This is a genomic window from Streptomyces sp. NPDC107522 (assembly GCF_055657525.1).
The window spans coordinates 222,596-245,395 of the sequence record NZ_JBVKAU010000005.1; the positions used below are offsets into that span (position 1 = coordinate 222,596).

The following is a 22,800-nucleotide window of genomic DNA, read 5'->3' on the forward strand; positions in this document are numbered from 1 at the left end:
GAGAATGTCAATTCGAGAGACAGGACCCATGGGCATACAAGTGCTGCTCATCGAGGACGACGAGACGATCGCCGAACCGCTCATCGAGGGGCTGGGGCATTTCGGGCTGACGGTGGATCACGTCACGACCGGCTCCGAGGGGCTGAGGAGGCCGTACGGCGATGTCGTCCTGCTCGACCTCGGGCTGCCGGACATGGACGGCATCGACGTCTGCCGCGGCATCCGGCAGGTCTCGGACGTGCCGGTCATCATCCTGAGTGCGCGGGGTGAGGAGGCCGACCGGGTGCTGGGGCTGGAGCTCGGGGCGGACGACTATCTGGCGAAGCCGTTCAGTGTGCGGGAGCTGGTGGCGCGGGTGCGTGCGGTCACCCGGCGGTCCCAGCGGACGGAGGTGGTGGCCGAGCCGGGGCGCACCGAGATGCCGGTCGAGCGCGGGCGTACGGAAGCGCTGGTGGAGCGGCTGCGCACGGAGGCGGCGGTCGTACCGGCGGGCGCCCCGTCATCCGCGCCCCCGCCGTACGAGCCGGCGCCGGCCGCGGCGTACGAGGAACCCGCACCCTCGCCCCCGTACGCACCCGGCCCCCTCGTCGTCGACCGCCGCACCCGCCAGGTCTGGGTCGGTGAGGTGCCCGTCACCCTCACCCCCAAGGAGTTCGAGCTGCTGGCGCTGCTGGCGGAGGATCCGGGCGCGGTCTACTCCCGGCAGCAGATCCTGGACCGGGTCTGGGATCCGCACTACGAGGGCCCGACCAAGACGCTGGACGTCCATGTCGCCTCGCTGCGGCGGAAGCTGGGCGACCCGGCGTGGATCCAGACGCTGCGCGGCGTCGGCTTCCGGCTGGCGGTGCAGACCGAGCCGGGCGGGCCGCAGGTGTCCTCGCCGTGACCCGCCGGCTGCTGCTGAGCTACCTCAGTCTCGCCGCGCTCGTGCTGCTCTGCCTGGAGATCCCGCTGGGCTTCGTCTACTCGCGCAGTGAGCGGGAGCGGGTGGTGAACGCGGCGAAGGACGAGGCGGAGTCGGTGTCCGCGTATGCCTCGTTGTCCCTGAGCACGGGGCGGGCCGAGCGTGACCTGCCGCGCCGGGTGATGCACTGCGCGGAGCGGATCGGCGGGAAGGTGGTGGTCGTGGACGCCTCGGGGGCCCTGCTCGCCGCCTCGCATCCGCTGGCCGCCGTCATGTCGGCCGACCTCGCCTCCCGGCCCGGAATCGCGGCCGCCCTGCACGGCAAGTCCACGGTGGACGTCCGTACCTCGACCATCGGCGGGGTCGAATACCTCTCGGTCGCCGCGCCGATCCGGCACAGCTCGGGACTCCAGGGCGCGGTGTGGCTGACGCTGCCGACCCGGGCGGTGCACGAACACGTCCATCGCGTCTGGCTGCTGCTCGCCCTCGGCGGGGCCGGGGTCCTGACCGCGGTCGCCGGGCTCGGGTTCGCCATCGCCCGCTGGACCGGGCGGCCCATCCGCGAACTGGAGCAGGCCACCGACGAGTTGGCGGACGGCGGTCTGCCCGCGCCGGTGACGATCACGAAGGGGCCGCCCGAAGTACGCCGTCTCGCCGCCGCGTTCAACCGCACGGCCGCCCGGCTCGCCCATCTTCTCGACGCCCAGCACGCGTTCGCGGGGGAGGCGTCCCATCAGCTCAAGACGCCGCTCGCGGCGCTGCGGCTGCGGCTGGAGAACCTGGAGCCCAGCGTCGCCGTACGGGGCCGGGGCAGTCTCGCCGCCGCGGTGACCGAGACGGACCGGCTCTCGCGGATGGTGGAGGGCCTGCTGGCGATGGCCCGCCTGGAGGAGAACGCCGCGACGCCGGGCCCGGTCGACGTGGGCGCGGTCTGTGCGGAACGGCACCGCACCTGGCAGCCGCTCTTCGCGAAACAGCGGGTCTCCCTCGTGCTCTTCGCCGGCAGCGTCGGCCCGGTGCTGGCGGTGCCGGGCGGGGTCGAGCAGATCGTGGACAACCTGCTGTCCAACGCCCTGCGCGCCTCGCCGCCCGGCTCCACCGTGACCATGGAGCTACGGCTGCATGTGCCGGCCCGCCGCGCCCTGCGTGACGCCCGGCCCGCCTGGGTCGACCTGCACATCACCGACGAGGGTCCCGGCATGACCCCGGAGCAGCGCGCCCGCGCCTTCGACCGCTTCTGGCGCGCGCCGGGCGCCCCCAAGGGCGGGACGGGGCTGGGCCTGTCGCTGGTCCAGCGGCTCGCGCACGCCAGCGGCGGCGAGGCGAGCCTGCATGCGGCGGCCGCGGGCGGGCTGGACGCGGTGATCCGGTTGCCGTCGGCTCAGGCGCCGGGCGAGGGGCACGGGCCGGGTCCGGACCGGGCCGGGCAGCGGAAGCGGGGGCTGCCGGCCCTGCGCGCGTGAGCGCAGGCGAGGGGGCGCACCCGGGCGGTGGCACTCCGGGGAGCGCGCGCGGGTAGCACTCACCTGAGCGCTCATGGGGAGCGCACAGCCAGAACCCAGGTACGCCGTCCGGCGGTCATACGCCGGCCACGACCCGTCCACCAAGCGGCCCTAGGTTCCATGCCGCCCCCCACGCACGACCCCGTCACCGACCGGTGGCGGGGCGGTACGGCACCTCTTGGAGTGAGAGTGGAACGTCGTCACCTCCTGCGTGCGGCCGTCCTCGGCGGCTCTGCCGCCGTGTTCGGCGGAACCCTGTCGCGTGGCGCCGCGTACGCCGCGCCCGCCCAGCCCGGCACCGGCCCCTACGGGCCGCTGGGCTCCCCCGACGCCAACGGCATCAGACTCCCCAGCGGTTTCACCAGCCGCGTCATCGCCCGCTCCGGCCAGCGGGTCTCCGGAACGTCGTACACCTGGCACAACGCCCCTGACGGCGGCGCCTGCTACGCGGACGGCACGGGCTGGATCTACGTCTCCAACTCGGAGATCAACCCTTCCGGCGGCGCGAGCGCGGTGAAGTTCTCGTCGGCGGGTGCGATCACGGGCGCGTACCGGATCCTGTCCAACACCCGCCAGAACTGCGCCGGTGGCAAGACGCCGTGGAACACCTGGCTGTCCTGTGAGGAGGTGTCCCTCGGCTACGTCTACGAGACCGACCCCTGGGGCACGAACGCGGCGATCCGCCGGGACGCGATGGGCCGCTTCAAGCACGAGGCGGCCGCCGCCGACCCGGTGCGCAAGGTCATCTACCTGACCGAGGACGAGACGGACGGCCGCTTCTACCGCTTCGTACCGACGACCTGGGGCAACCTGTCCTCCGGCACCCTCCAGGTCATGGTCGCTGGCAGCGCCACGAGCGGCTCCTTCAGCTGGGCGAACGTGCCCGACCCGGACGGCTCCCCGACGACCACCCGCACCCAGGTCTCCGGCTCGAAGTCCTTCAACGGCGGCGAGGGCTGCCACTACGCCAACGACACGGTGTGGTTCACGACCAAGGGGGACAACCGCGTCTGGCAGCTCAACCTCACGTCGAACACCTACGAGCTGGCGTACGACGACTCCCTCGTCAACGGCACGGCCCCCCTCACCGGCGTCGACAACATCACCGGCTCCTCCTCCGGCGACCTCTTCGTCGCCGAGGACGGCGGCAACATGGAGATCTGCCTGATCACCCCGGACGACGTCGTCGCGTCGTTCCTGCGGATCGACGGCCAGTCGGGCTCGGAGATCACCGGGCCGGCGTTCTCGCCGGACGGGAGGCGGCTGTACTTCTCGAGCCAGCGGGGGACGACGGGGAGCTCGTCGGGCGGGATCACGTATGAGGTGACGGGCCCCTTCCGCTCGTAACGGTCACGAAACAGACACATCTCCTCCACATCCGGTCACTGAGCCTTACGGTCATCCCCTCACGCACCACCAGTGGGGGGATGACATGACCAATCCGTACACCGCACCACCCATGCCGCAACCGCCCTTCCGGCCGGCCCCCGCATGGGCGCGCAAGCGCTACGTACTCCCCGCGCTCGGGCTGGCCTTCTTCCTGGGCATCGGCGCGGGCCCCTCCGGCGAGGACTCCAAGACCTCCGACGCGAAGCCGGCGGCGGCCTCACCGCGGCCCACCGTCACCGTCACGGCCACCATGACGGCCCCCGCGGAGGAACCCGCACCGGCGCCGACGGTGACCGCCACGAAGACGGTCAAGGTCACCAGAACGGTCACGGCCACTCCCGCAGCCGGCGGCGACGCCGCCTCCGACGAGGACACCGGCTCCTCCGGCGGCGACGTCTACTACGCCAACTGCAGCGAGGCCCGCGCCGCCGGGGCCGCCCCCGTCCACCGGGGCGAGCCCGGCTACGCCTCCCACCTCGATCGTGACAACGACGGGGTGGGCTGCGACAGCTGAGGACGGGCTGCGCAGGTTGCCGCAGGACTGTGGGAGGCTCGACCGACGGGGGCATCTGGATCCGCCACCAAAAGGAGCCCGTCATGTCCGGCTGGACCGTGCACGACATCCCCGACCAGAGCGGACGCGTCGCCGTCGTCACCGGAGCCAACAGCGGGCTCGGGTACGTCACGGCGCGGGAGCTGGCGCGCACCGGTGCGCGGGTGGTGCTCGCGTGCCGGAGTGAGGCGCGGGGTGCGGCGGCCGTCGAGCGGCTGGGCTCCGAAGTGCCGGAGGCGCGGGTCGAGTTGAGGCGGCTGGACCTCGGCGACCTCGGCTCGGTGAGGGAGTTCGCCGCGGGGTTGCCGTACGAGCGTCTCGACCTGCTCGTGAACAACGCCGGGGTGATGGCGTTGCCGTACGGCACGACGGTGGACGGCTTCGAGACGCAGTTCGGCGTCAACCACCTCGGGCACTTCGCGCTCACCGGTCTGCTGCTGCCCGCGCTGCTCGGGACGCCGGGCGCGCGGGTGGTGACCGTGTCCAGTCCGATGCACGCGGTGGCCAACATCGACATCGGTGACCTGAACAGTGAGCGGCGGTACCGGCGTTGGATCGCCTACGTCCGGTCCAAGACCGCCAACCTGCTCTTCACGCACGAGCTCGCACGCAGGCTGGCGGCCCGGGGCCCGGAGGTGGTGGCCGCCGCGGCGCACCCCGGGTACGCGGACACCAACCTGCAGACCGCGGGGCCACGCATGTCGGGTCGCCGGGCCGGTGAGTGGTTCATGCGGGTCGGCAACCGTGTCTTCGCCCAGTCCGCCGAGGCGGGCGCCCTGCCCATCCTGTACGCCGCCACCGCCCCCGACGTCCGCCCCGACTCCTTCACCGGCCCGTCCTTCGCCGGCTGGCGTGGCTCACCCGCACCGTCCTGGCGGGCGCCGTGGACCCTCGACGACCGGGCGAGCGAACGCCTTTGGGAGGAGTCGGAGCGGCTGACCGGGGTGACGTACGACGTCCTCGAGGCGTGAGGGCGGATGTGGGCTCAGGCCGTCGCCCCGCTGTCCACGACCAGGTCGGTGCCCACCACCGACGTGGCGTCGTCCGAGGCCAGGTAGAGAACCGCCGCGGCCACCTCCTGCGTGGTCGAGATGCGGCCCAGGGGCAGGGTGGCGCGGGCGCGTTCGGCGCGGTCCGCGTCCTGCTCGCCGGGGCGCAGGGACATCGGTGTGTCCACGGCGCCGGGGCTGACGGCGTTGATGCGGATGCCGTCGCGGATGTGGTCGAGGGCGGCGCCCCGGGTGAGGACGGAGACGGCGGCCTTGGTGGCGGCGTAGGCGGCGGCGCCGGGGTGGCGGGCGTGCACACCGAAGGTGGAGGCGATGTTGACGATCGCGCCGCCGGACGGCTGGGTGCGCATCTGCCGGATCTCGGCCTGGAGGGCCAGGAACACGCCCGTGACGTTGATGGCGAGCTGGGTGTGCCAGTCCTCCTCGGGGAGGTCGGCCAGCGGCGCGCCGCCGTGGAAAACGCCCGCGTTGTTCACCGCCACGTCCAGGGAGCCGAAGTGGTCGACCGCCGCGTCCACGGCCGCCCGGACGTCGGCCGCCGCGGAGACGTCCGCCGTGACCGCCAGTGCCTTTCCCGCTGCCTCCTCGATCAGTGTCACCGTCTCGTCCAGTGCCTCCCGCCTGCGGCCGACCGCGACGACGTTCGCGCCCTCGGCGGCGAGCGCGAGCGCGATGGTCCGGCCGATGCCGGAGCCGGCGCCGGTGACGAGGGCGGTCCTGTCGGTGAAGCGGGTGCCTGTGGTGGCGGTGGTCATGATCTCCCCTTTTCTTGACCGATCGATTCATTATGAAGGCATGAAAAACGCCCCTCGAAACGAAGGGCGTTTCAGTCGAGCAACGCCAGTGCCTGCTCCGCCGCGTCCCGGACCCGGGCCGGGTCCTGCGACGCCTTGCCCACGACCCTGAGGCCCTGCAGCAGCACCAGGAGCATGCGGGCGAGGGTGAGCGGGTCGCGGTCGGCGGGCAGTTCCCCCTGGGCCTGGGCGCGGACCAGCGCCGAGTGCAGCACCGTCTCCAGCTGGTCCCAGTTGCGCTCCACCTGCCGCGCGGCCGCCGGGTCGTGCGGGGCGAGTTCCGCCGCCGTGTTGGTGACCAGGCAGCCGTTCAGGCGCAGTTGAGCGTCGGCAGCCTCGGTGGCGTACCGCCTGACGACGGATCGTACGGCCGGCAGCGCGGGCCCCGGCTGGGACAGCTCCCGCACGATCGGCGGGAGCCCGGCCCGGTCATAGCGCTCCAGCGCCTTCAGGTACAGCTCGTGCTTGTTGCCGAAGGTCGCGTAGAGGCTCGCCCGTCCGATGCCGAGGTGCTCGACGAGGTCGGACATCGACGTCGCCTCGTAGCCGCGCCGCCAGAACAGCTCAAGGGCTGCCTGGAGCGCGGCGTCCGGATCGAACTCCTTGGTCCTGGCCACGATGAGCAGCCTAGGTTTTTCTGGAACGATCAGTCAAGCTGAGAGGTCAGGTCGTACGGATGTCGTACGTCGCGATCCGCACCGTCTCGTCGTCCAGGCACTGCCCGGTCTCCAGGTCGAACCGCTGCTTCAGCAGGGGCGAGGCCACGAACGGGCGGCCCTGGTGCGTGCCGGTCAGGCCGCGGGAGAGGACCGCCGCCCCGCCGAACGGGTCACGGTTGTCGATGGCGTACAGCTGTCCGGCGCGGTCGCGGAACAGGGCCACCTGGTTGCCGTTCGGCAGCAGGGCCGCCACACCGCGGCCGGGGAGCAGCCGGGTCAGGTCGCAGACCGTCAACCAGTCCTCGTCCAGGCGTACTTGGACCTTCAGGTCGGTTGTCTCGGGTGCCAGGGTCATCGCTGGGCGCTTCCTTCCAGGGGACGGTGGCCGATGGTCAGCAGCGGCAGGTCGGGCTTGATCTGGTCGCGCTCGGGGACGAAGCCGACGACCGGGTCGGGGGTGTCGGGGGCGTTGATGAAGGAGACGAAGCGGGCCAGCTTCTCGGGGTCGTTGATGGTCTCCGACCACTCGTCGCGGTAGTTCGCGACATGGGCCGCCATCAGGGACTCCAGCTCCTCGCAGATGCCGAGGGAGTCCTCGACGACCACCTCGCGCACGTGGTCCAGGCCGCCGGGGATCCGCTCCAGCCAGGTCGACGTGCGCTCCAGGCGGTCCGCCGTCCGGATGTAGAACATCAGGAAGCGGTCGATCAGGCGGATCAGCTCGGCGTCGGACAGGTCCTGCGCCAGCAGGTCCGCGTGGCGCGGGGTCGCGCCGCCGTTGCCGGCGACGTACAGGTTCCAGCCGTTGGCGGTGGCGATGACGCCGAAGTCCTTCGACTGGGCCTCCGCGCACTCGCGCTGGCAGCCGGAGACGGCCGACTTCAGCTTGTGCGGGGAGCGCAGACCCCGGTAGCGCAGCTCCAGGTCGATCGCCATGCGGACGGAGTCCTGGACGCCGTAGCGGCACCAGGTCGAGCCCACGCAGGACTTCACCGTGCGCAGCGCCTTGCCGTAGGCGTGCCCGGACTCGAAGCCGGCGTCCACCAACCGGGCCCAGATCAGGGGGAGTTGTTCGACGCGCGCACCGAAGAGGTCGATGCGCTGGCCGCCCGTGATCTTCGTGTAGAGGCCGAAGTCGCGGGCGACCTCGCCGATCACGATGAGCTTCTCGGGGGTGATCTCGCCGCCGGGGATGCGCGGCACGATCGAGTACGAGCCGTTCTTCTGGATGTTGGCGAGGAAGTGGTCGTTGGAGTCCTGAAGGGCCGCCTGCTCACCGTCCAGGACGTAGCCGCTCGCGCCGATCGTCGGGGCGAGGGAGGCGATGATCGAGCCGACCGCCGGCTTGCAGATCTCGCAGCCGTCGGTGCCGCGGGCGTTCTCCCGGCCGTAGCGGTCGAGCAGGTCCTGGTAGGTGTTGATGCGCAGGGCGAGGACGATCTCGTACAGCTCCTCGCGGGTCTGCGAGAAGCAGCCGCACAGGCCCTTGTCGACCTCGACGCCGGACGCCTCCAGCTCGGCGTTGACCAGCTGGCCGAGGACCTTGACGCAGCTGCCGCAGGTCGTACCGGCCTTGGTGCACTTCTTCACCTCGGGCACGGTGGTGCACTGGTGGTCGGTGACCGCGCCGCGGATCGTGCCCTTGGTGACGTTGTTGCAGGAGCAGATGATCGCGTCGTCGGGCAGCGCGGTCGGGCCGAGCTGCGCGGACTCCCCGGCGCCGGCCGGCAGCACCAGCGACTCGGGCGAGACCGGCGGGACGGAGCCGGTGAACGCCTTCAGCGTGCCGTACGCCTCCGCATCGCCGACCAGGATGCCGCCGAGCAGCGTGCCGTCGCGGCCGATGACCAGCTTCTTGTACAGGCCCGCGCGGGAGTCGGAGTAGACGACGTCCAGGCAGTCCTCGGTGGTGCCGTGCGCGTCACCGAAGGACGCCACGTCCACGCCGAGCAGCTTCAGCTTGGTGGACAGGTCGGCGCCGGTGAACTCCGCCTCGTCCTCAGCGATCGTCGCGGCGGCCGTTTCGGCCTGCTCGTAACCGGGGGCGACCAGGCCGTACACCCGGCCGTCGGAGGCCAGCGCGCACTCGCCGATCGCGAACACGTGCGGGTCGGAGACCGTACGGCACTGCTCGTCGACCGTGATGCCGCCGCGCTCGCCGACCGTCAGGCCGCAGTCGCGGGCCAGCTGGTCGCGGGGGCGGACACCGGCGGAGAAGATCACCATGTCGGTGGCCAGCTCGGAACCGTCGGACAGCTTCATACCGGTGACGACACCGTCGGCGTCCGTCACGATCTCCTGCGTGCCCACCCCGGTGTGGACCGTCAGGCCCATGTCCTCGATCGTGCGCAGCAGCGCGGCGCCGCCGCCCTCGTCGACCTGCACCGGCATCAGGCGCGGCGCGAACTCCACGATGTGCGACTCGACGCCCAGGCCCTTCAGGGCACCCGCGGCTTCGAGGCCGAGCAGACCACCGCCGACGACGGCACCCGTCGTGGCCTTCGTCTTCGCGTACTCCTCGATCGCGAGCAGGTCCTCGATCGTGCGGTAGACGAAACAGCCGGTGGCGTCCTTGTTCGGGACCGGCGGCACGAACGGGTAGGAGCCGGTGGCGAGGACGAGGGTGTCGTACTCGAAGACCTCGCCGGACCTGGCGGTGACCTTCTTCGCCTCGCGGTCGACGGAGACCGCCGGGTCGCCGACGTACAGCTCGATGCCGTGGTCCTTGATGAACTCCATGTCGGTCATCGACAGGTCCTCGGGCGTCTTGCCCGAGAAGTACGAGGTGAGCGCCACGCGGTCGTACGCCGGACGCGGCTCCTCACAGAGCACGACCACGCGGTGCGTGGCGGTCAGGCCGCGCGCGGCGAGCGCTTCGAGGAAGCGCTGGCCGACCATGCCATGGCCGACGAGCACGATCGTGGGGGTGTCCGTGGACATCAGGAGCCTCCATCGTTGGTGAGCAGGTGGAGCAGAGGGCCGTCGTCGGGGAGCGGCTCTGCTCCCTCCCAGGCGCGGGCGAGCGCGCCGACCGTGCCGAGTTCGCCGACGAGAACCCCGCCGACCAGGCGGTCGTCGCGGACGACGACCTTGCGGTAGGTGCCGCGGGTGGCGTCGGCGAGCTGCACGACGTCGTCGCCGGGCCGGGCCTCCGTCTCGCCGAACGCGGCGAGGTCGAAGGAACCGAGGGGCGAGTCCGGCCCGGTGAGGGTGAGCCGGGTCAGGGAACGGGTGCCGGTGTAGCGGGCGCCCGTGTTCCCGGCCAGCAGTTCGGCCAGCGCATCGGCCTGTTCGAGCGCCGGAGCGGCCAGCCCGTACACCGTGCCGTCGTGCTGGGCGCAGTCGCCGATGGCCCGGATGCGCGGGTCGGACGTACGGAGCTCGTCGTCGACGACGATCCCCTTGCGCACGTCGAGACCGGCCGCCTGCGCGAGGCCCGCACGCGGGTGGACCCCGCAGGCCAGGACGACGAGGTCGGCGTCGAGGGCGTATCCGTCGGCCATCTCCACCGAGCGGACCGCCCCGCCGACGCAGCGCACGTCGCGTACCCGGCACTCGGTGTGGATCTCGACGCCGAGATCCGTGAGGTGACGCTTGACCAGTTTCGAGGCGGCCGGGTCGAGCTGGCGCTCCATCAGCCGCTCGGACTGCTGGGCGAGCACGACCTGCGCGCCGCGCAGTGCGAGCGCGCGGGCCGCGGAGACCCCGAGGAGCCCGCCGCCGATCACGACAGCCCGCACTCCCGGCCGTACCGCCTTGGACAGGCCCAGGCAGTCGTCCATCGTCCGGAAGGCGTGGACGCCCTCCGGCAGCACATGGTCGGGCGTGAACAGGCCGCGCAGCGGTGGGAGCACCGGGTTGGAGCCGGTGGCCAGGACGAGGGTGTCGTATGCGATCTCCGTGCCGTCCGCGAGATGTACGGCTCGCATCTCGCGGTCGATGCCGGTGACCCGGCCACGCGTCAGCTCCGCGGGCGCCGGGAGGGCGATCACATCGGGGCTGTAGCGGCCGGCCAGCACCTCGGCGAGCAGCACCCGGTTGTACGGGCGGTGCTCCTCGTCGCCGACGAGCGTCACGGGCGTGCCGAGCTCGCCGAGCCGCCGGGCGAGTCGGACGCCCGCGAGGCCGGCGCCGATCACCACCACACGCGTATTCGAGGTCATGCCTAGGAGCGTGCGGGGTGGGTGTTACCCGACCGCATCACATCTGTTTCCCGCGAGGAACGCTGCCCTCAGCAGGGGGCGGGGGTCGGTGTGAGGGTTCGGAGGGGGCAGCGGGGGCGGGCTGTGAGGTCGGTGCGGCAGGGCCGGGGCGGAGCGGCCCGACCTCGGGTTTCGTGCAGCCACCATCGTCTACGACCGGGGGTGACGGGCGGTGATCACAGTGTTGCTGTGACCTGCGCAACTCGGTATGAGCCGCACAGCCCGCCCCGATCACGATGTCAGTGCCGCCGGGCACCTGGGCGGCGCGGCAGCAGGGCCTGCTCCCGCCGCAGATCGAGCAGCTCGACCGCGCCCGTGGTGTCCTCGTCCCCGTGCCCCTCGGCGAGCCACCGCTCCAAAAGGGCCATGTACGGCGTCAGCAGCTCCGCGCTCACCCCCTGCTCCTTGGCCGTGTCCAGCAGCGTGGCGTTGCCCGCGACCTGCATCGCGAGGTTGGAGACGACGTCCTTGCCGTGGTCGCCGCTCTGCAACTGCTCGGCGGCCTTGTGCGCGGCCGGTGCCATCGCGCCGAGCCACGACACCAGCAGCGGCGCGAAGTCCTTCGGGGCGATGTCCTCCCGGCGGATCAGCGCGAAGGCGTGCAGGACGCCCGCGAACATGCCGCTCATCGCGCTCAGCAACGCCACGTCGTGCAGCGCCGCGAAGCCCGGGTCCGCGCCCACATACCGGGTGCCGGCCGGGACGGCGAGGGTGTCGCCGTGCTCCTCGAAGAGGCCGGGCGAGCCGCTGTAGAAGACGTACGCCCCCGACTCCGCGACCCCGATCATCGGCGGTACGGCCATGATCCCGCCGTCCAGGAAACGGGCGCCCCGCGCTTCGGCCCAGGCGGCGCGGGCGCGGCCCTGGGCGGGCGTGCCGGTGGTGAGGTTCACCAGGTCGCGGCCGGTCAGGTCGGCGCCTTCGAGGGCCTCGCCGACGGAGGCGTCGTCGAGCAGACAGACGACGACCAGCCGGCTCGCGGCCACCGCCTCGGCGGCGCTCGCGGCGAGGGCCGCGCCCTCGGCGGCCAGGGGCTCGGCCCGAACCGGGGTGCGGTTCCAGACGGTGACCGGGTGCCCGGCGGCGAGCCAGGCGCGGGCCAGGGCGGTGCCCATGGCGCCGGTGCCGAGGAGGGTGAGGGGAGTTCGAGGGGCAACGGGGTTGTCAGTCATGGCGTTTAGGCTCGTCGTAGCCGAACTGCCCGCTCAAGTACGTACTTACGAGTGGGTGGTTACCACGGGGGAAGTGTCCAGGCACGGGAGGGGACGGCATGGCGATCGGGCGGCGGCCGGGGGCCTACGTCTGCGGGATCGACGCGGCGATGGACGTGATCGGCGGCAAGTGGAAGGTGCTCATCCTCTGGGCGCTGAACGAGCGGCCGTGCCGCTTCGGCGAGCTGCGGCGCGAGCTCCCCGGCGTGACGGAGAAGGTGCTCGCGGCGCAGCTGCGCGAGCTGGAGGCCGACGGGATCGTCCACCGGGAGGCGTACGACGAGGTGCCGCCGCGGGTGGAGTACTCGCTGACACCGCGCGGCACCTCCCTCAACGAGGCCCTGGCTGCCCTCGGGGCATGGGGCCGGGTGAACATCCTGGGCGGCGCCGAGGAGTCGCACGGGTCCGGGGAGTCGCACGGGTCCGGGGAGCCGGGTTCAGCGGCTGCCCGTGAGGTGCGCGAAGACGACGACGTTGCCCTGATACCCGGTCGTCCGTGAGTAGCCGCCGCCGCAGGTGATCACCCGCAGCTCGGGGCGCGGCGCCGGGCCGTACACCTTCTCGTCGGGGAAGGCCTTCGCGTCGTACACCTCGACGGCGTCGACCGAGAAGAGCGCCCTGCCGCCGTCCCGCCGGTCCACCTCGATCGTGCTGCCCTTCTTCAGGGCGCCGAGGCGGTAGAAGACGGCGGGCCCGTCGGCGTTGTCGACATGCCCGGCGACGATCGCGGTGCCCGTCTCACCGGGCGTCGTGCCGGCCTCGTACCAGCCGGCGAGGTTCTTCCGCTCGGCGGGCGGGACGTCGAGGCTGCCCGTCCTCGTCAGGCCCAGGCCCATGAGGGGCGCGTCGACGCGGATCGAGGGGATGCGGATGCGGTCGGGCGGGGAGGGCGGGAGCGCGGCGGCGGGGGAGCGCCGGGAGCGGGGGGCGGCGTGCGGAACACCGCTCGACTCCTGCGCGGCCGACGGCTGCGGCGGGGCGTGGGTCTCGGCGCCGTTGCTCAGCAGCCAGGCGCCGGAGCACAGGGCGAGGACGGTGACGGCGGCTATGACGCCGTTGCCGACGCCGCGGGGACTGCGCACGGGAGCCTCCTGGACTCTCCTCGGCCGCCCGATCCCCCTCCGGGCCGCGAGGGGCGTCGGACCCGGAGGGGGAGGGGACGTGCGGTACCGGTGGACGGACAGCGGAGGGTGTCCGTCAGATCCCGTCGCCTCTCGCCCGGCGATGCAGGAGCCAGGTACCGCCCGCGGCGGCGACGGCGAGAGCCGCCACGCCGGCCGCGGTCTGCACGGGATCGGTGCCAAGAGCGCCGCCGACCCCCGTCTTCACACTTCCTCTCGGATGCACCTGTTCGCGCGGGGCGGTCAGCGTGACCACGAGGTCCCCGCTCACCCGCCGGCCGCCCTCGGCACAGGTCGCGACGATCTCGTACGTCCCCGGCTGCGCGCTCGGCGGCACCCGGAACCGCCCGACCGCGGCCCGCTCGCCGCTGTCCGGCGCGAGCGGGAACTCGCCGGCACCGACGGCGCTGGCGTCGCCCGCCGCCGTACCGCCGTCCCGGCAGGCGGCTGTCCTCACCGTCACGTCCCCACCCGGCACGACCGAGGACGGGGACACCTCCAGGTCACCACCACCGTCGCCGCCGTACGCGGGCGTGACGACGAGACCGGCGGCACCGACGGCCAGCGCGGTCCCGGTCAGCAGACGGGCGGTACGTCGCATCGATGCTCCTCCGCACTCCACGGGGCCACGGCCCGCGACACCCCCATGTGTCGCCGCCTCGGTCGTGCCCCTGCCCTTCCGAGGTAAGTGGCAGAGGGGCTGGGGCGCTTCCCGAGAGAGCGTCGAAAATGGGGTGAATGGGTGTCGGGAGGGCGGGGCGCGGTCGTTGGTGTGATGGTGTTTCAGCAGGTCATTGCCGTGCCCGGGGTGGGTCGTGGAAGAGAACCCGATGGGCGGAGGAGCGGGGGTGTGAACGGGTGACCGCCAGAGCGAGCTTCAGCCGTGGGCCGCGGCCTACGCGCTCTCTCAGGTGGCGTGGAGGACTCGGAAGCTGTCGGGTCGTGCCGGATCCCGATCCACGACCTGGACGGGCGTCCCCGCCCATTGCCACACGCTGATGCCGGGCGTGCGGGAGAACCGGATCTGTCCTCGGGTGCCTTCGACGGCGACGCGCGGCCAGGCGTCGGCAGTGCGCGCCCGGTCCGGGCCGTGGGAACGCAGCATGTCGGCGAGGACCGCGACCGTGTCGTAGCCCTCGAACGCGACGAACGAGGGCGCTTCGGCCAGCCGCTCACCAAGGGCCGCCTCGACCCGTACACCGAGTGGGCTGAGACGCTCGGGCAGGTAGCGCAGGAACGGAACCGCGGCACCGTCGTCGCCCAGCGACGTCGACCATTCCGCGAACTCCGGTTGCCCGGCCGGAGCACCGATCATGATCTCGGCGAGGCGCTCGTGGCGGCGGACGGACCTGACGATCGACACGGCCGGCTCCGGGAGGCCGACCAGCAGAAGGAGGGCCGTCGCGCCGTTGTCGACGAGTGCGTCGCACACGGCCGCGGGCGTGAGTGAGCGCGCATCGAGTTCGATCACGATGCCGCCGCGTGGAGCGAGGTGCTCCCGAAGGATGCGGACCCCTGACGCCCAGTACACGCTCGGTTCGGTCGCCACGGCGATGCGGCTGTGGCCCGCACCGAGGAGCAGGTCCGCGTAGATCCGCCAGCCGTGCGACTGCGGCGGGGAAAGACGCGCGACCCAGTCCGTCGGCTCCTCGGTGAGCGCGTCGAGAACCGCCGACGAGCAGAGGAACGGCACGCCGAGCGCGTCGGCCCTGGTGGCAGCGGCGCGGGCGACGACGCTGTGATACTCCCCGGCCAGGGCGGCCACGCCCAGACGGGCCAGTTCGTCCACGGCCGCCGCTGCCTTGTGTGGATCGGCGGCAGTGTCCCGGACGACCAGCTCGAGCGGCCTTCCGCCGATCCCGCCGCCGTCGTTGACTTCGCCGACGGCCAGCTCGAGGCCGGCGAGCAGGTGCCGGCCCGCCTGGACCCAGCCGGGCCGGGTCAGCGGAGCGAGAGCACCGATCTTGATGGCTGATTCGTCCGTCATCGCCCGCCGCCTTCACACTCCGCCAGCACTTCACCCACAGCCCGCTGTCCCACTCCCGCCGGCACCGGCGGGCGGTCGCGTGGCAGCCGGTCGGGCGGCAGCGGAGCGTATCCGGATCATTGATGCCGCCGCCACCGCTTTTTGCAGTGCTGACACATGGTCAGGAGCCGCAGTCCCGGCCGGCGTCGCACTGCCAGCCGGAGAAGCCGCCTTCACGGGGATGGTCGATCTCGTGGTCGAACCGGAGGAACCCCCAGGCCACCCACGCGATGAAGGCGATGCACAGGGCGAGCCCGGTCCACAGCGTCAGCTTCTTCAACCCCGAAGGTCCTCACCCTGCACGGCGTACATCACCTGCGAAGCATCCCATTCCACGAAGTCGCCGATCGCGCGCATACCGATGGCCTCGAGCAGCCGGCGTGAGCGGCTGTTGGCCTCCTGGGTGACCGCGATGACGGAGGGGTCGTCCGAGGGGACGTGCTCGAAGGCCCAGCCGACCGCGGCCGTCACCGCCTCACGGGCGTACCCCTGGCCCCAGTACTCCGGCAGGAAGGAGTAGGACACCTCCCGTCGGCCGTCGTGGCGGGACTTCGGCTCGATGAACACGGAGCCGAGCGTGACTGGGTCCTGCCGCGTGACCACGGTGAACAGATGGCGGCGGTCGGCGAAGTGCTGCCGGTACACGGCGAGTTGATCCTCGGCGACGGGCCCGCCCAGGAAACGACGGACATCGGCGTCGGTCCACAGCCGGGTGAAGGCGGACACGTCGGCGGGTTCGGCGGGACGCAGCGTCAGCCGGGCGGTCTGGATGGCGCACGGCCAGGACCCCGTGGCGGCCGGCGAAGACAGGAGAGTGGTCACCGCATCAGCCAACCAGAACTGCAACACGGAGGCGGGGGACCGGCATGACCGGTCCCCCGCCTCCGGTCCTCAGCCGACGTTGACCGCGCTCCAGGCCGCCGCCACCGCGTTGTACTCCGCGCTGCCGGCTCCGTACAGGTCCTTCGCCGCGTTCAGCGTGGCCGTACGGGCGCCCGCGTAGTTCGTCGAGGACGTCATGTAGACCGTCAGCGCGCGGTACCAGATCTTGCCGAGCTTGTCCCGGCCGATCCCGGTGACCGAAGAGCCGTTGCACGTGGGGGAGTTGTAGCTGACCCCGTTCACGGTCTTCGCGCCGCTGCCCTCGGCGAGGAGGTAGGCGAAGTGGTTGGCCACGCCGGACGAGTAGTGGACGTCGAGCGTCCCGGTCGTCGCGCTCCAGCAGTCGGCCGAGTTGCCGTCCTTCGACGGCTTGTCCATGAAGCGCAGGGCCTCCTGCCCGAAGCCCGACCGGACGATCTTCTCACCGATCAGGTAGTCGCCCGGGTCCGAGGCGTTGGCCGCGTGGAACTCCACCAGCGTGCCGAAGATGTCCGACGTCGCCTCGTTCAGCCCGCCGGACTCGCCCGAGTACGTCAGCGCCGCGGTCTTCGACGTCACGCCGTGCGTCATCTCGTGGCCGGCCACGTCCAGCGACACCAGCGGCCCGAGCTGGGTGCCGTCACCGTCGCCGTACGTCATGCAGAAGCAACTGTCGTCCCAGAAGGCGTTGTTGTACTTGTTCCCGTAGTGCACGCGGTTGAAGGAGCCCTTGCCGTCGCCCGCGATGCCCTTGCGGCCGTGGACGTCCTCGTAGTAGTCCCACGTCACGTCCGTGCCGTACTGGGCGTCCACCGCGACCGTCGAGCGGTCGGCCGTCGTGCCCGTGCCCCAGTGGTTGTCGGCGTCCGTGAACACCGTCGCCGGGGCGCGGTTGAGGCACACGGTCAGGACGCACAGGTCCGTCTTGTTCGCGGCGTCACCGGTGTACGTGCCGCCGCGCGTCGGGTCCTTCAACTGGTACGCCGACCCGGACGCCGTCGTCTCCAACGGCACCGTGCCGCCGTACAGCGACTTCCCGTCGCCCGACGCCGTCTCGATGCTGTCCCACGCGTCGATCTGCTTCCCGGTGCGGGCGTCGGTCAGCACCGTGCGGGCGACCGGGTTGCCGAGGGAGTCCTGGGCGACGGCATTGGTCCGCCACGCCAGCTTCGGGGTGCCGTGCAGGGCGTCGACGACCAGCTCGGGCCTGGCCGTCAGCCGCTTCAGCGTCTCGCCGAGGTTCACAGCACGCAACGCGTTCGCCGCGAGGTCGGCGGCCTTCGGGGCGGAGACCTGCGGGGTGATGCTCGACAGGGAGAGCGCGCCCTTGGTGGCGCGGGAGGCGCCGCGGTACGTGCCGTCCTTGGCCAGGTGGACGACGAAGTCGCCGCCGAGGACAGGGAGTTGGCGGTACGTCCGGTCGTAGCGGACGTGCTGCGAGCCGTCGGCGTCGATGACGACGTCCCGTACGGAGGTGTCCTGCGCGGCGGTCAGCCCCAGGGCCGCGGCACGCTCCAGCAGGACCGACGCCGCGTTCTCGAGCGCGCTCGCCCTGGTCGGCCTGTCGTCCGCGCCGGCGGCGGGGGAGAGCGCGCCGGCCAGCAGGGCCGTGGTGGCGGCGGCCACCCCGGCGGTGGCGAGACGGGAACCTCGGACATGCAGCCGTATCCGACTCATCGCTCTCCTTGAACTGGGCGGTAACTAGAGATGTCCCAGATTCAAGGGGGCGTGCACATGCCATGGCCAGGGCGAATACGTGGAGGTGTGTGAGGGGAGAGAATCGTTTCCGTGAGCCTCTCTCCTCGACTCCCGTTCTTCGTCTACGGCACCCTGCGCCCCGGCGAGCCCAACCACGACCACTTCCTGCGCGGCCGCACGCAGTCGGAGGAACCGGGGCGGCTCACGGGAGCCGTGCTGTACGACGGGCCGGGGTATCCGTACGCCGTGGAGGAGCGGGGCGGGGTGGTCAGCGGCGAACTCGTCACCGCTCGGCCCGAGGCGTACCCGGAACTGCTCGTCGCCCTCGACCTGTTGGAGGAGTACGCCCCGGGCGACCCGCGCAATCTCTACGAACGTGTCGAGCGCGAGGTCGTCCGGGATGCCGACGGCGCGACCGTACGGGCCTGGGTGTACGTCGCCGCGCCCGCCGTCGCCGCCCGGTTGCGGGCCCGCGGCAAGCTGATCGAGAGCGGGGACTGGCGAGACGCGCTCCGCTGAGAGGGCCGCGACCAGGTGGTGCCGTGATGTGTCGTCGGTCGTCTGCGGCGCCGTTGTGGCTGGTCGCGCCCACGCGGCGGAGCCGCATACAGATACAGCCCCGCGCCCCTTGGGGCGTTGCCGAGCCGTCGGCCCCCGAGCCCCCGGGCTACTACTTCACCGTCTCGAGCCGTACCGCGCACGTCTTGAACTCCGGCATCCGTGACGTCGGGTCCAAGGCCGGGTTGGTCAGGGTGTTCGCGCGGCCCTCGCCCGGCCAGTGGAAGGGCATGAAGACAGTGTCGGGGCGGATGCCGGTCGTGATGCGGGCGGGCGCCACCGCCCGGCCCCGGCGCGAGACCACGGCCACCGGATCGCCCTCGGCCGCCCCGAGCCGCGCCGCCAGCCGGGGGTGCAGCTCCACGAACGGGCCCGGCGCGGCGGCGTTCAGTTCGTCGACGCGGCGGGTCTGGGCGCCGGACTGGTACTGGGCGACGACCCGGCCGGTGGTGAGCAGGACCGGGTACTCGTCGTCGGGCTCCTCGGCGGCCGCGCGGTGCGAGACGGGGGCGAACCGGGCCCGTCCGTCCGGCGTGGCGAAGCGGTCGAGGAAGAGGCGGGGCGTGCCGGGGTGCGCGGCGCCGGCGGCGTCCGCGTCCTGCGCCGGGTCGTCGTCCCCGGCGGTCATGTCCAGTGAGGCGTCCTCGGAGTCACCGGATGCGCCCGAGCCGCCGTCCGTCGGCGCCGGGCACGGCCAGAACACCCCGTTCTCCTCCGCCAGCCTCCGGTACGTGATCCCGGAGTAGTCGGCGGGCCCGCCCGCGCTCGCCCGGCGCAGTTCCTCGAAGACCTCCTCGGGGTCGGTCGGGAAACCCTTCTCCAGGCCCCGCTCGCCGCCGAGCCGCGCCGCGAGCTCGTGCATGACCTCCAGGTCGCTGCGGACGCCCTCGGGCGGGGTGATCGCCCGGCGACGCAGCAGGACGCGGCCCTCCAGGTTGGTCGTCGTGCCCGTCTCCTCCGCCCACTGGGTGACCGGGAGGACGACGTCCGCGAGCGCCGCCGTCTCCGACAGCACCACGTCACACACCGCCAGGAAGTCGAGGGACTTGATGCGCTCCTCGATGTGCGCGGCGCGCGGCGCCGACACGACCGGGTTGGAGCCCATCAGCAGCAGCGACTTGATGTCCGTGCCGAGCGCGTCCAGCAGTTCGTACGCACTGCGCCCGGGTCCGGGAAGACTGTCCGGGTCCACGCCCCAGACCTCGGCCACGTGCCGCCGCGCCGCGGGGTCGTCCAGCTTGCGGTAGCCGGGCAACTGGTCGGCCTTCTGGCCGTGTTCGCGCCCGCCCTGTCCGTTGCCCTGCCCGGTCAGACAGCCGTACCCGGACAGCGGCCGGCCCGCCCGCCCCGTCGCCAGGCACAGGTTGATCCACGCGCCGACCGTGTCCGTGCCCTTGGACTGCTGCTCGGGCCCGCGCGCGGTCAGCACCATCGCGTGCTCGGGCTCACAGAACAGCCGTACGGCTTCGCGTAGTTGGGGAACGGACACCCCCGTGATCCGTTCCACGTACTCCGGCCAGTGCGCCATCGCGGCGGCCCGGGCGTCCTCCCAGCCGACCGTGCGCTCCTGGACGTATTCCTCGTCCACCCGCCCCTCGGCGACGACCAGGTGCAGCAGACCGAGGGCCAGCGCGAGGTCGGTGCCGGGGCGGGGCATCAGGTGCAGATCCGCCTGCTCGGCGGTCTTGGTGCGGCGCGGGTCGACGACTATGAGCGTGCCGCCGTTCTCCTTCAGCTCGGTGAAGAAACGCAGCGACGGCGGCATCGTCTCCGCCAGGTTCGAGCCGACGAGGATCACGCAGCCCGTCTTCGGGATGTCCTCCAGGGGGAAGGGGAGCCCCCGGTCCAGGCCGAACGCCTTCATCCCGCCCGCGGCCGCCGACGACATGCAGAAGCGGCCGTTGTAGTCGATCTGCGAGGTGCCGAGCACGATCCGGGCGAACTTGCCCAGGCTGTACGCCTTCTCGTTGGTCAGGCCGCCCCCGCCGAAGACCCCGCACGCGTCCGGGCCATGTTCCGTACGCGTGCGTGCCAGGCCTTCGGCGACGCGGTCCAGTGCCTCGTCCCAGGTGGCGGGCACGAGCTCGCCTCCGGAGCGCACCAACGGGGAGGTCAGGCGGACGCTCGTCGCCAGGACCGCCGGTGCCGTACGGCCCTTGCCGCACAGGGCTCCCCGGTTCACCGGGAAGTCCGGGCGCTCGACCACCGCGACACCCCCGTCCTGCAGGGGCGTGAGGTTCATTCCGCACTGCAGGGCGCAGTACGGGCAGTGCGTGGGCGTCGCGGAGTTCGGCATACCGTCCAGCGTGAGTCGGGCGTGTTACGTCCGGGACGGCTCCCTGTTACGCGGCCGGGACGGTGACCTCCCCTCCGGGGGTCGGGCGGCGTGAGGTGGGTGTCGCGCCGGGTCGTCGTTCGTCTGCGGTGTTGTTGTGGTTGGTCGCGCCCACGCGGCGGAGCCGCATATCGATACAGCCCCGCGCCCCTGGGCCGTTTCAGCGGGCGCCGGCCAGCGCGCGAGCCACGCCCGGTTCCCTCGGCCCGAGGAACCGGGGGTCCGGTTCGAAGACCGCGTCCAGGGCCGCCTTGCCGGCCGCGAGCACCTCCCGGGTGCCGCCGTAGTACCACGTGGCGTCGTGCCTCTCGTCGACCCCCACGCCGTACGACGCCACCCCCGCCTCCTCGCACAGTGCGACCGCGCGCCGGATGTGGAAGCCCTGGCTGATGAGTACCGCCTCGTCGACGCCGAAGATCTTCTTGGCGCGGACGCAGGAGTCCCAGGTGTCGAAGCCGGCGTAGTCGCTGACGATGCGCGAGCCGGGTACGCCGTGCCGGGTCAGATACGTGCGCATGGCGTCCGGCTCGTCGTAGTCCTCCCGGCTGTTGTCGCCGGTGACGAGGACGACCTCGATCCGGCCCGCGCGGTAGAGCTCGGCCGCCGCGTCCAGCCGGTGGGCGAGGTACGGGGACGGCTCGCCGTCCCACAGCCCGGCGCCGAAGACGACGGCGACGTCGGTGCGCGGCACGTCGGCCGCGGTCCGCAGCCGGTCACCGGTCACGACGTACATCCAGGTGGCCGGAAGCAGCGCCAGCACGCACCCGAGCATCACGGCCTGCACCAGCCGCCGCTGCCCGGTGCGGGTGCGCGGCAGTCGTGGTCGGCGCAGCTCGGGTCGGCGCATCGGAACGGTCCCTCTCTGTCGGCTCACGGCCTGTTCTCGACACTCAGGGACGTTCTGTCGGCCTCCGCGGTTCGCCGCCCACGACGTGACCAGGTTCACACCGGACCGTCAATCCGCAGGTCAGCCCAGCTCACACAGCTCAGGGGCCCCGCGGTGAACCTGGTGTAAACACCCGTTATTCACGCGCAACGGGGAGGCAACGTCCCGCCCTCACCATCGATTCATGACGGCGTCGAAACCTCCTCGCGACGAGTCCACGACCCTCCCCGTCCCGGGGGCCCACCTCGACAGTACGGCGCACATCATGAACCGGATCAGCAGCCAGCTAGCCAGCCAGCTCAGCCTCGTCTCGCTCGACGGCAGGCGCCGCCCCGAACCTCCCGCGCTCGTCGTCGTGGCCCACGGCAGCCGCGACCCGCGCGCCCTGAGCACCGTGCGCGCGCTGCTCGACAAGGTCCGCGAGCTGCGCCCCGCCCTGCCGGTCCACCTCGGCCACATCGAGCTGAACGAGCCCCTGCTCCCGGACACCCTCGCCGCCCTCGGCGACCGCGAGGCGATCCTCGTCCCGCTCCTCCTCAGTCGCGGCTACCACATCAAGCGGGACATCCCCGAGATGGCCGCCGAGTCGCAGGTACGCGCCCGCGTGGCCGGCGCCCTCGGCCCGCACCCGCTGCTGGTGGAGGCCCTGTACGCCCGCCTGGTCGAGGCCGGCTGGCGCACCCGGACGGACGACGCCACCCGCCGCAGGAGTGCGGTGGTCCTGGCGGCGGCGGGCTCCCGCGACCCCGAGTCCAAGGTCGACACCGCCCGCACGGCCCAGCTCCTCGCCGACCGCCTGGGCGTCCCGGTGGTCCCGGCGTACGCGACGACGGCGGCCCCGACGGTCCCCGACGCCATCCGCGCCCTGGCGGCCCGGGGCCGCACGAGGGTGGCCGTGGCCTCCTACTTCACCGCCCCCGGCCGCTTCGCGACGGAGTGCGCGCAGGCGGCCCCATGGATCGCGTCGGCCCCGCTCGGCACCCACCCCGCGATGGCGAGCCTGCTCCTCCACCGCTACGACCAGATGCTGGCGACCCCGGCCACCACGGCACCCGAACTGGCATCGGCTTAGAGCGCGGGGCACCGCCCCC

22 protein-coding genes are annotated in these 22,800 nt (G+C 72.3%); 8 read left to right on the top strand and 14 right to left on the bottom strand.

Annotated features, from left to right (window positions below):
• Positions 1 to 28 precede the first annotated feature (28 nt).
• The 5 genes from ACZ7L6_RS18170 (at position 29) to ACZ7L6_RS18190 (ending at position 5,319) form a co-directional block, all read left to right on the top strand.
• Positions 29 to 886, top strand: a complete 858-nt coding sequence (locus ACZ7L6_RS18170) for a response regulator transcription factor (RefSeq protein ID WP_471924947.1) — start codon at positions 29 to 31, stop codon at positions 884 to 886.
• Positions 883 to 2,367: a sensor histidine kinase gene (locus ACZ7L6_RS18175; RefSeq protein ID WP_471924949.1), complete on the top strand. Its 1,485-nt coding sequence runs from the start codon at positions 883 to 885 to the stop codon at positions 2,365 to 2,367. The genes ACZ7L6_RS18170 and ACZ7L6_RS18175 overlap by 4 nt, the downstream gene beginning before the upstream one ends.
• Positions 2,368 to 2,595: 228 nt before the next feature.
• Positions 2,596 to 3,753, top strand: coding sequence for an alkaline phosphatase PhoX (locus ACZ7L6_RS18180; RefSeq protein ID WP_471924951.1), 1,158 nt, complete (start codon positions 2,596 to 2,598; stop codon positions 3,751 to 3,753).
• An 85-nt stretch (positions 3,754 to 3,838) separates the two neighbouring features.
• Complete coding sequence (locus tag ACZ7L6_RS18185; protein ID WP_471924953.1) at positions 3,839 to 4,309, top strand: excalibur calcium-binding domain-containing protein; 471 nt, start codon at positions 3,839 to 3,841, stop codon at positions 4,307 to 4,309.
• 83 nt (positions 4,310 to 4,392) lie between these two features.
• On the top strand, positions 4,393 to 5,319 hold the full coding sequence (locus tag ACZ7L6_RS18190; RefSeq protein ID WP_471924955.1) for an oxidoreductase: 927 nt from the start codon (positions 4,393 to 4,395) through the stop codon (positions 5,317 to 5,319).
• Between the two features lie 14 nt (positions 5,320 to 5,333).
• Here ACZ7L6_RS18190 and ACZ7L6_RS18195 read toward each other — a convergent pair whose 3' ends face one another.
• The 6 genes from ACZ7L6_RS18195 to ACZ7L6_RS18220 form a co-directional block, all read right to left on the bottom strand.
• A complete protein-coding gene (locus ACZ7L6_RS18195) occupies positions 5,334 to 6,113 on the bottom strand; it encodes an SDR family NAD(P)-dependent oxidoreductase (protein WP_471924957.1) in 780 nt (259 codons plus the stop codon).
• A 71-nt stretch (positions 6,114 to 6,184) separates the two neighbouring features.
• Positions 6,185 to 6,769 (bottom strand): TetR/AcrR family transcriptional regulator, encoded by a 585-nt coding sequence (locus ACZ7L6_RS18200; protein ID WP_471924959.1) that lies wholly within the window; start codon positions 6,767 to 6,769, stop codon positions 6,185 to 6,187.
• Positions 6,770 to 6,815: 46 nt separating this feature from the next.
• Complete coding sequence (gene nirD, locus ACZ7L6_RS18205; protein ID WP_471924961.1) at positions 6,816 to 7,166, bottom strand: nitrite reductase small subunit NirD; 351 nt, start codon at positions 7,164 to 7,166, stop codon at positions 6,816 to 6,818.
• Positions 7,163 to 9,751 (bottom strand): nitrite reductase large subunit NirB, encoded by a 2,589-nt coding sequence (gene nirB / locus ACZ7L6_RS18210; RefSeq protein WP_471924963.1) that lies wholly within the window; start codon positions 9,749 to 9,751, stop codon positions 7,163 to 7,165. Before nirB ends, nirD begins: the two co-directional genes overlap by 4 nt.
• Complete coding sequence (locus ACZ7L6_RS18215) at positions 9,751 to 10,974, bottom strand: NAD(P)/FAD-dependent oxidoreductase (RefSeq protein WP_471924965.1); 1,224 nt, start codon at positions 10,972 to 10,974, stop codon at positions 9,751 to 9,753. Before ACZ7L6_RS18215 ends, nirB begins: the two co-directional genes overlap by 1 nt.
• Before the next feature lie 278 nt (positions 10,975 to 11,252).
• Entirely contained in the window at positions 11,253 to 12,185 is a 933-nt protein-coding gene (locus ACZ7L6_RS18220; RefSeq protein ID WP_471924967.1) for an NAD(P)-dependent oxidoreductase, read from the bottom strand.
• A gap of 98 nt (positions 12,186 to 12,283) precedes the next feature.
• Here ACZ7L6_RS18220 and ACZ7L6_RS18225 point away from each other — a divergent pair, with 98 nt between their 5' ends.
• Positions 12,284 to 12,724 (top strand): winged helix-turn-helix transcriptional regulator, encoded by a 441-nt coding sequence (locus ACZ7L6_RS18225; RefSeq protein WP_471924969.1) that lies wholly within the window; start codon positions 12,284 to 12,286, stop codon positions 12,722 to 12,724.
• Here ACZ7L6_RS18225 and ACZ7L6_RS18230 read toward each other — a convergent pair.
• The 6 genes from ACZ7L6_RS18230 to ACZ7L6_RS18255 form a co-directional block, all read right to left on the bottom strand.
• The gene (locus tag ACZ7L6_RS18230; RefSeq protein WP_471924971.1) at positions 12,662 to 13,306 is read right to left on the bottom strand and encodes a class F sortase; all 645 of its coding nucleotides are present in this window, start codon (positions 13,304 to 13,306) and stop codon (positions 12,662 to 12,664) included. The genes ACZ7L6_RS18225 and ACZ7L6_RS18230 overlap by 63 nt on opposite strands.
• Before the next feature lie 115 nt (positions 13,307 to 13,421).
• Positions 13,422 to 13,946, bottom strand: coding sequence for a hypothetical protein (locus ACZ7L6_RS18235; protein ID WP_471924973.1), 525 nt, complete (start codon positions 13,944 to 13,946; stop codon positions 13,422 to 13,424).
• Between the two features lie 306 nt (positions 13,947 to 14,252).
• Complete coding sequence (locus ACZ7L6_RS18240; RefSeq protein ID WP_471924975.1) at positions 14,253 to 15,332, bottom strand: ABC transporter substrate-binding protein; 1,080 nt, start codon at positions 15,330 to 15,332, stop codon at positions 14,253 to 14,255.
• Between the two features lie 160 nt (positions 15,333 to 15,492).
• Positions 15,493 to 15,651: a hypothetical protein gene (locus ACZ7L6_RS18245; RefSeq protein WP_471924977.1), complete on the bottom strand. Its 159-nt coding sequence runs from the start codon at positions 15,649 to 15,651 to the stop codon at positions 15,493 to 15,495.
• Positions 15,648 to 16,193 carry a GNAT family N-acetyltransferase gene (locus ACZ7L6_RS18250; protein WP_471924979.1) on the bottom strand — a complete coding sequence of 182 codons (546 nt, stop codon included), beginning with the start codon at positions 16,191 to 16,193 and terminating at the stop codon, positions 15,648 to 15,650. The genes ACZ7L6_RS18245 and ACZ7L6_RS18250 overlap by 4 nt, the downstream gene beginning before the upstream one ends.
• A gap of 69 nt (positions 16,194 to 16,262) precedes the next feature.
• Positions 16,263 to 17,909, bottom strand: a complete 1,647-nt coding sequence (locus tag ACZ7L6_RS18255; protein ID WP_471924981.1) for a M4 family metallopeptidase — start codon at positions 17,907 to 17,909, stop codon at positions 16,263 to 16,265.
• A 111-nt stretch (positions 17,910 to 18,020) separates the two neighbouring features.
• Here ACZ7L6_RS18255 and ACZ7L6_RS18260 point away from each other — a divergent pair, with 111 nt between their 5' ends.
• The gene (locus ACZ7L6_RS18260; RefSeq protein WP_471924983.1) at positions 18,021 to 18,449 is read left to right on the top strand and encodes a gamma-glutamylcyclotransferase family protein; all 429 of its coding nucleotides are present in this window, start codon (positions 18,021 to 18,023) and stop codon (positions 18,447 to 18,449) included.
• Positions 18,450 to 18,600: 151 nt separating this feature from the next.
• On the opposite strand, the gene ACZ7L6_RS18265 is transcribed toward ACZ7L6_RS18260, so the two are convergent.
• Entirely contained in the window at positions 18,601 to 20,784 is a 2,184-nt protein-coding gene (locus ACZ7L6_RS18265; RefSeq protein ID WP_471924985.1) for a molybdopterin oxidoreductase family protein, read from the bottom strand.
• Between the two features lie 199 nt (positions 20,785 to 20,983).
• Complete coding sequence (locus ACZ7L6_RS18270; protein ID WP_471924987.1) at positions 20,984 to 21,670, bottom strand: SanA/YdcF family protein; 687 nt, start codon at positions 21,668 to 21,670, stop codon at positions 20,984 to 20,986.
• 223 nt (positions 21,671 to 21,893) lie between these two features.
• On the opposite strand from ACZ7L6_RS18270, the gene ACZ7L6_RS18275 reads away from it, so the two are divergent.
• Positions 21,894 to 22,781 carry a sirohydrochlorin chelatase gene (locus ACZ7L6_RS18275; protein ID WP_471924989.1) on the top strand — a complete coding sequence of 296 codons (888 nt, stop codon included), beginning with the start codon at positions 21,894 to 21,896 and terminating at the stop codon, positions 22,779 to 22,781.
• Positions 22,782 to 22,800 lie beyond the last annotated feature (19 nt).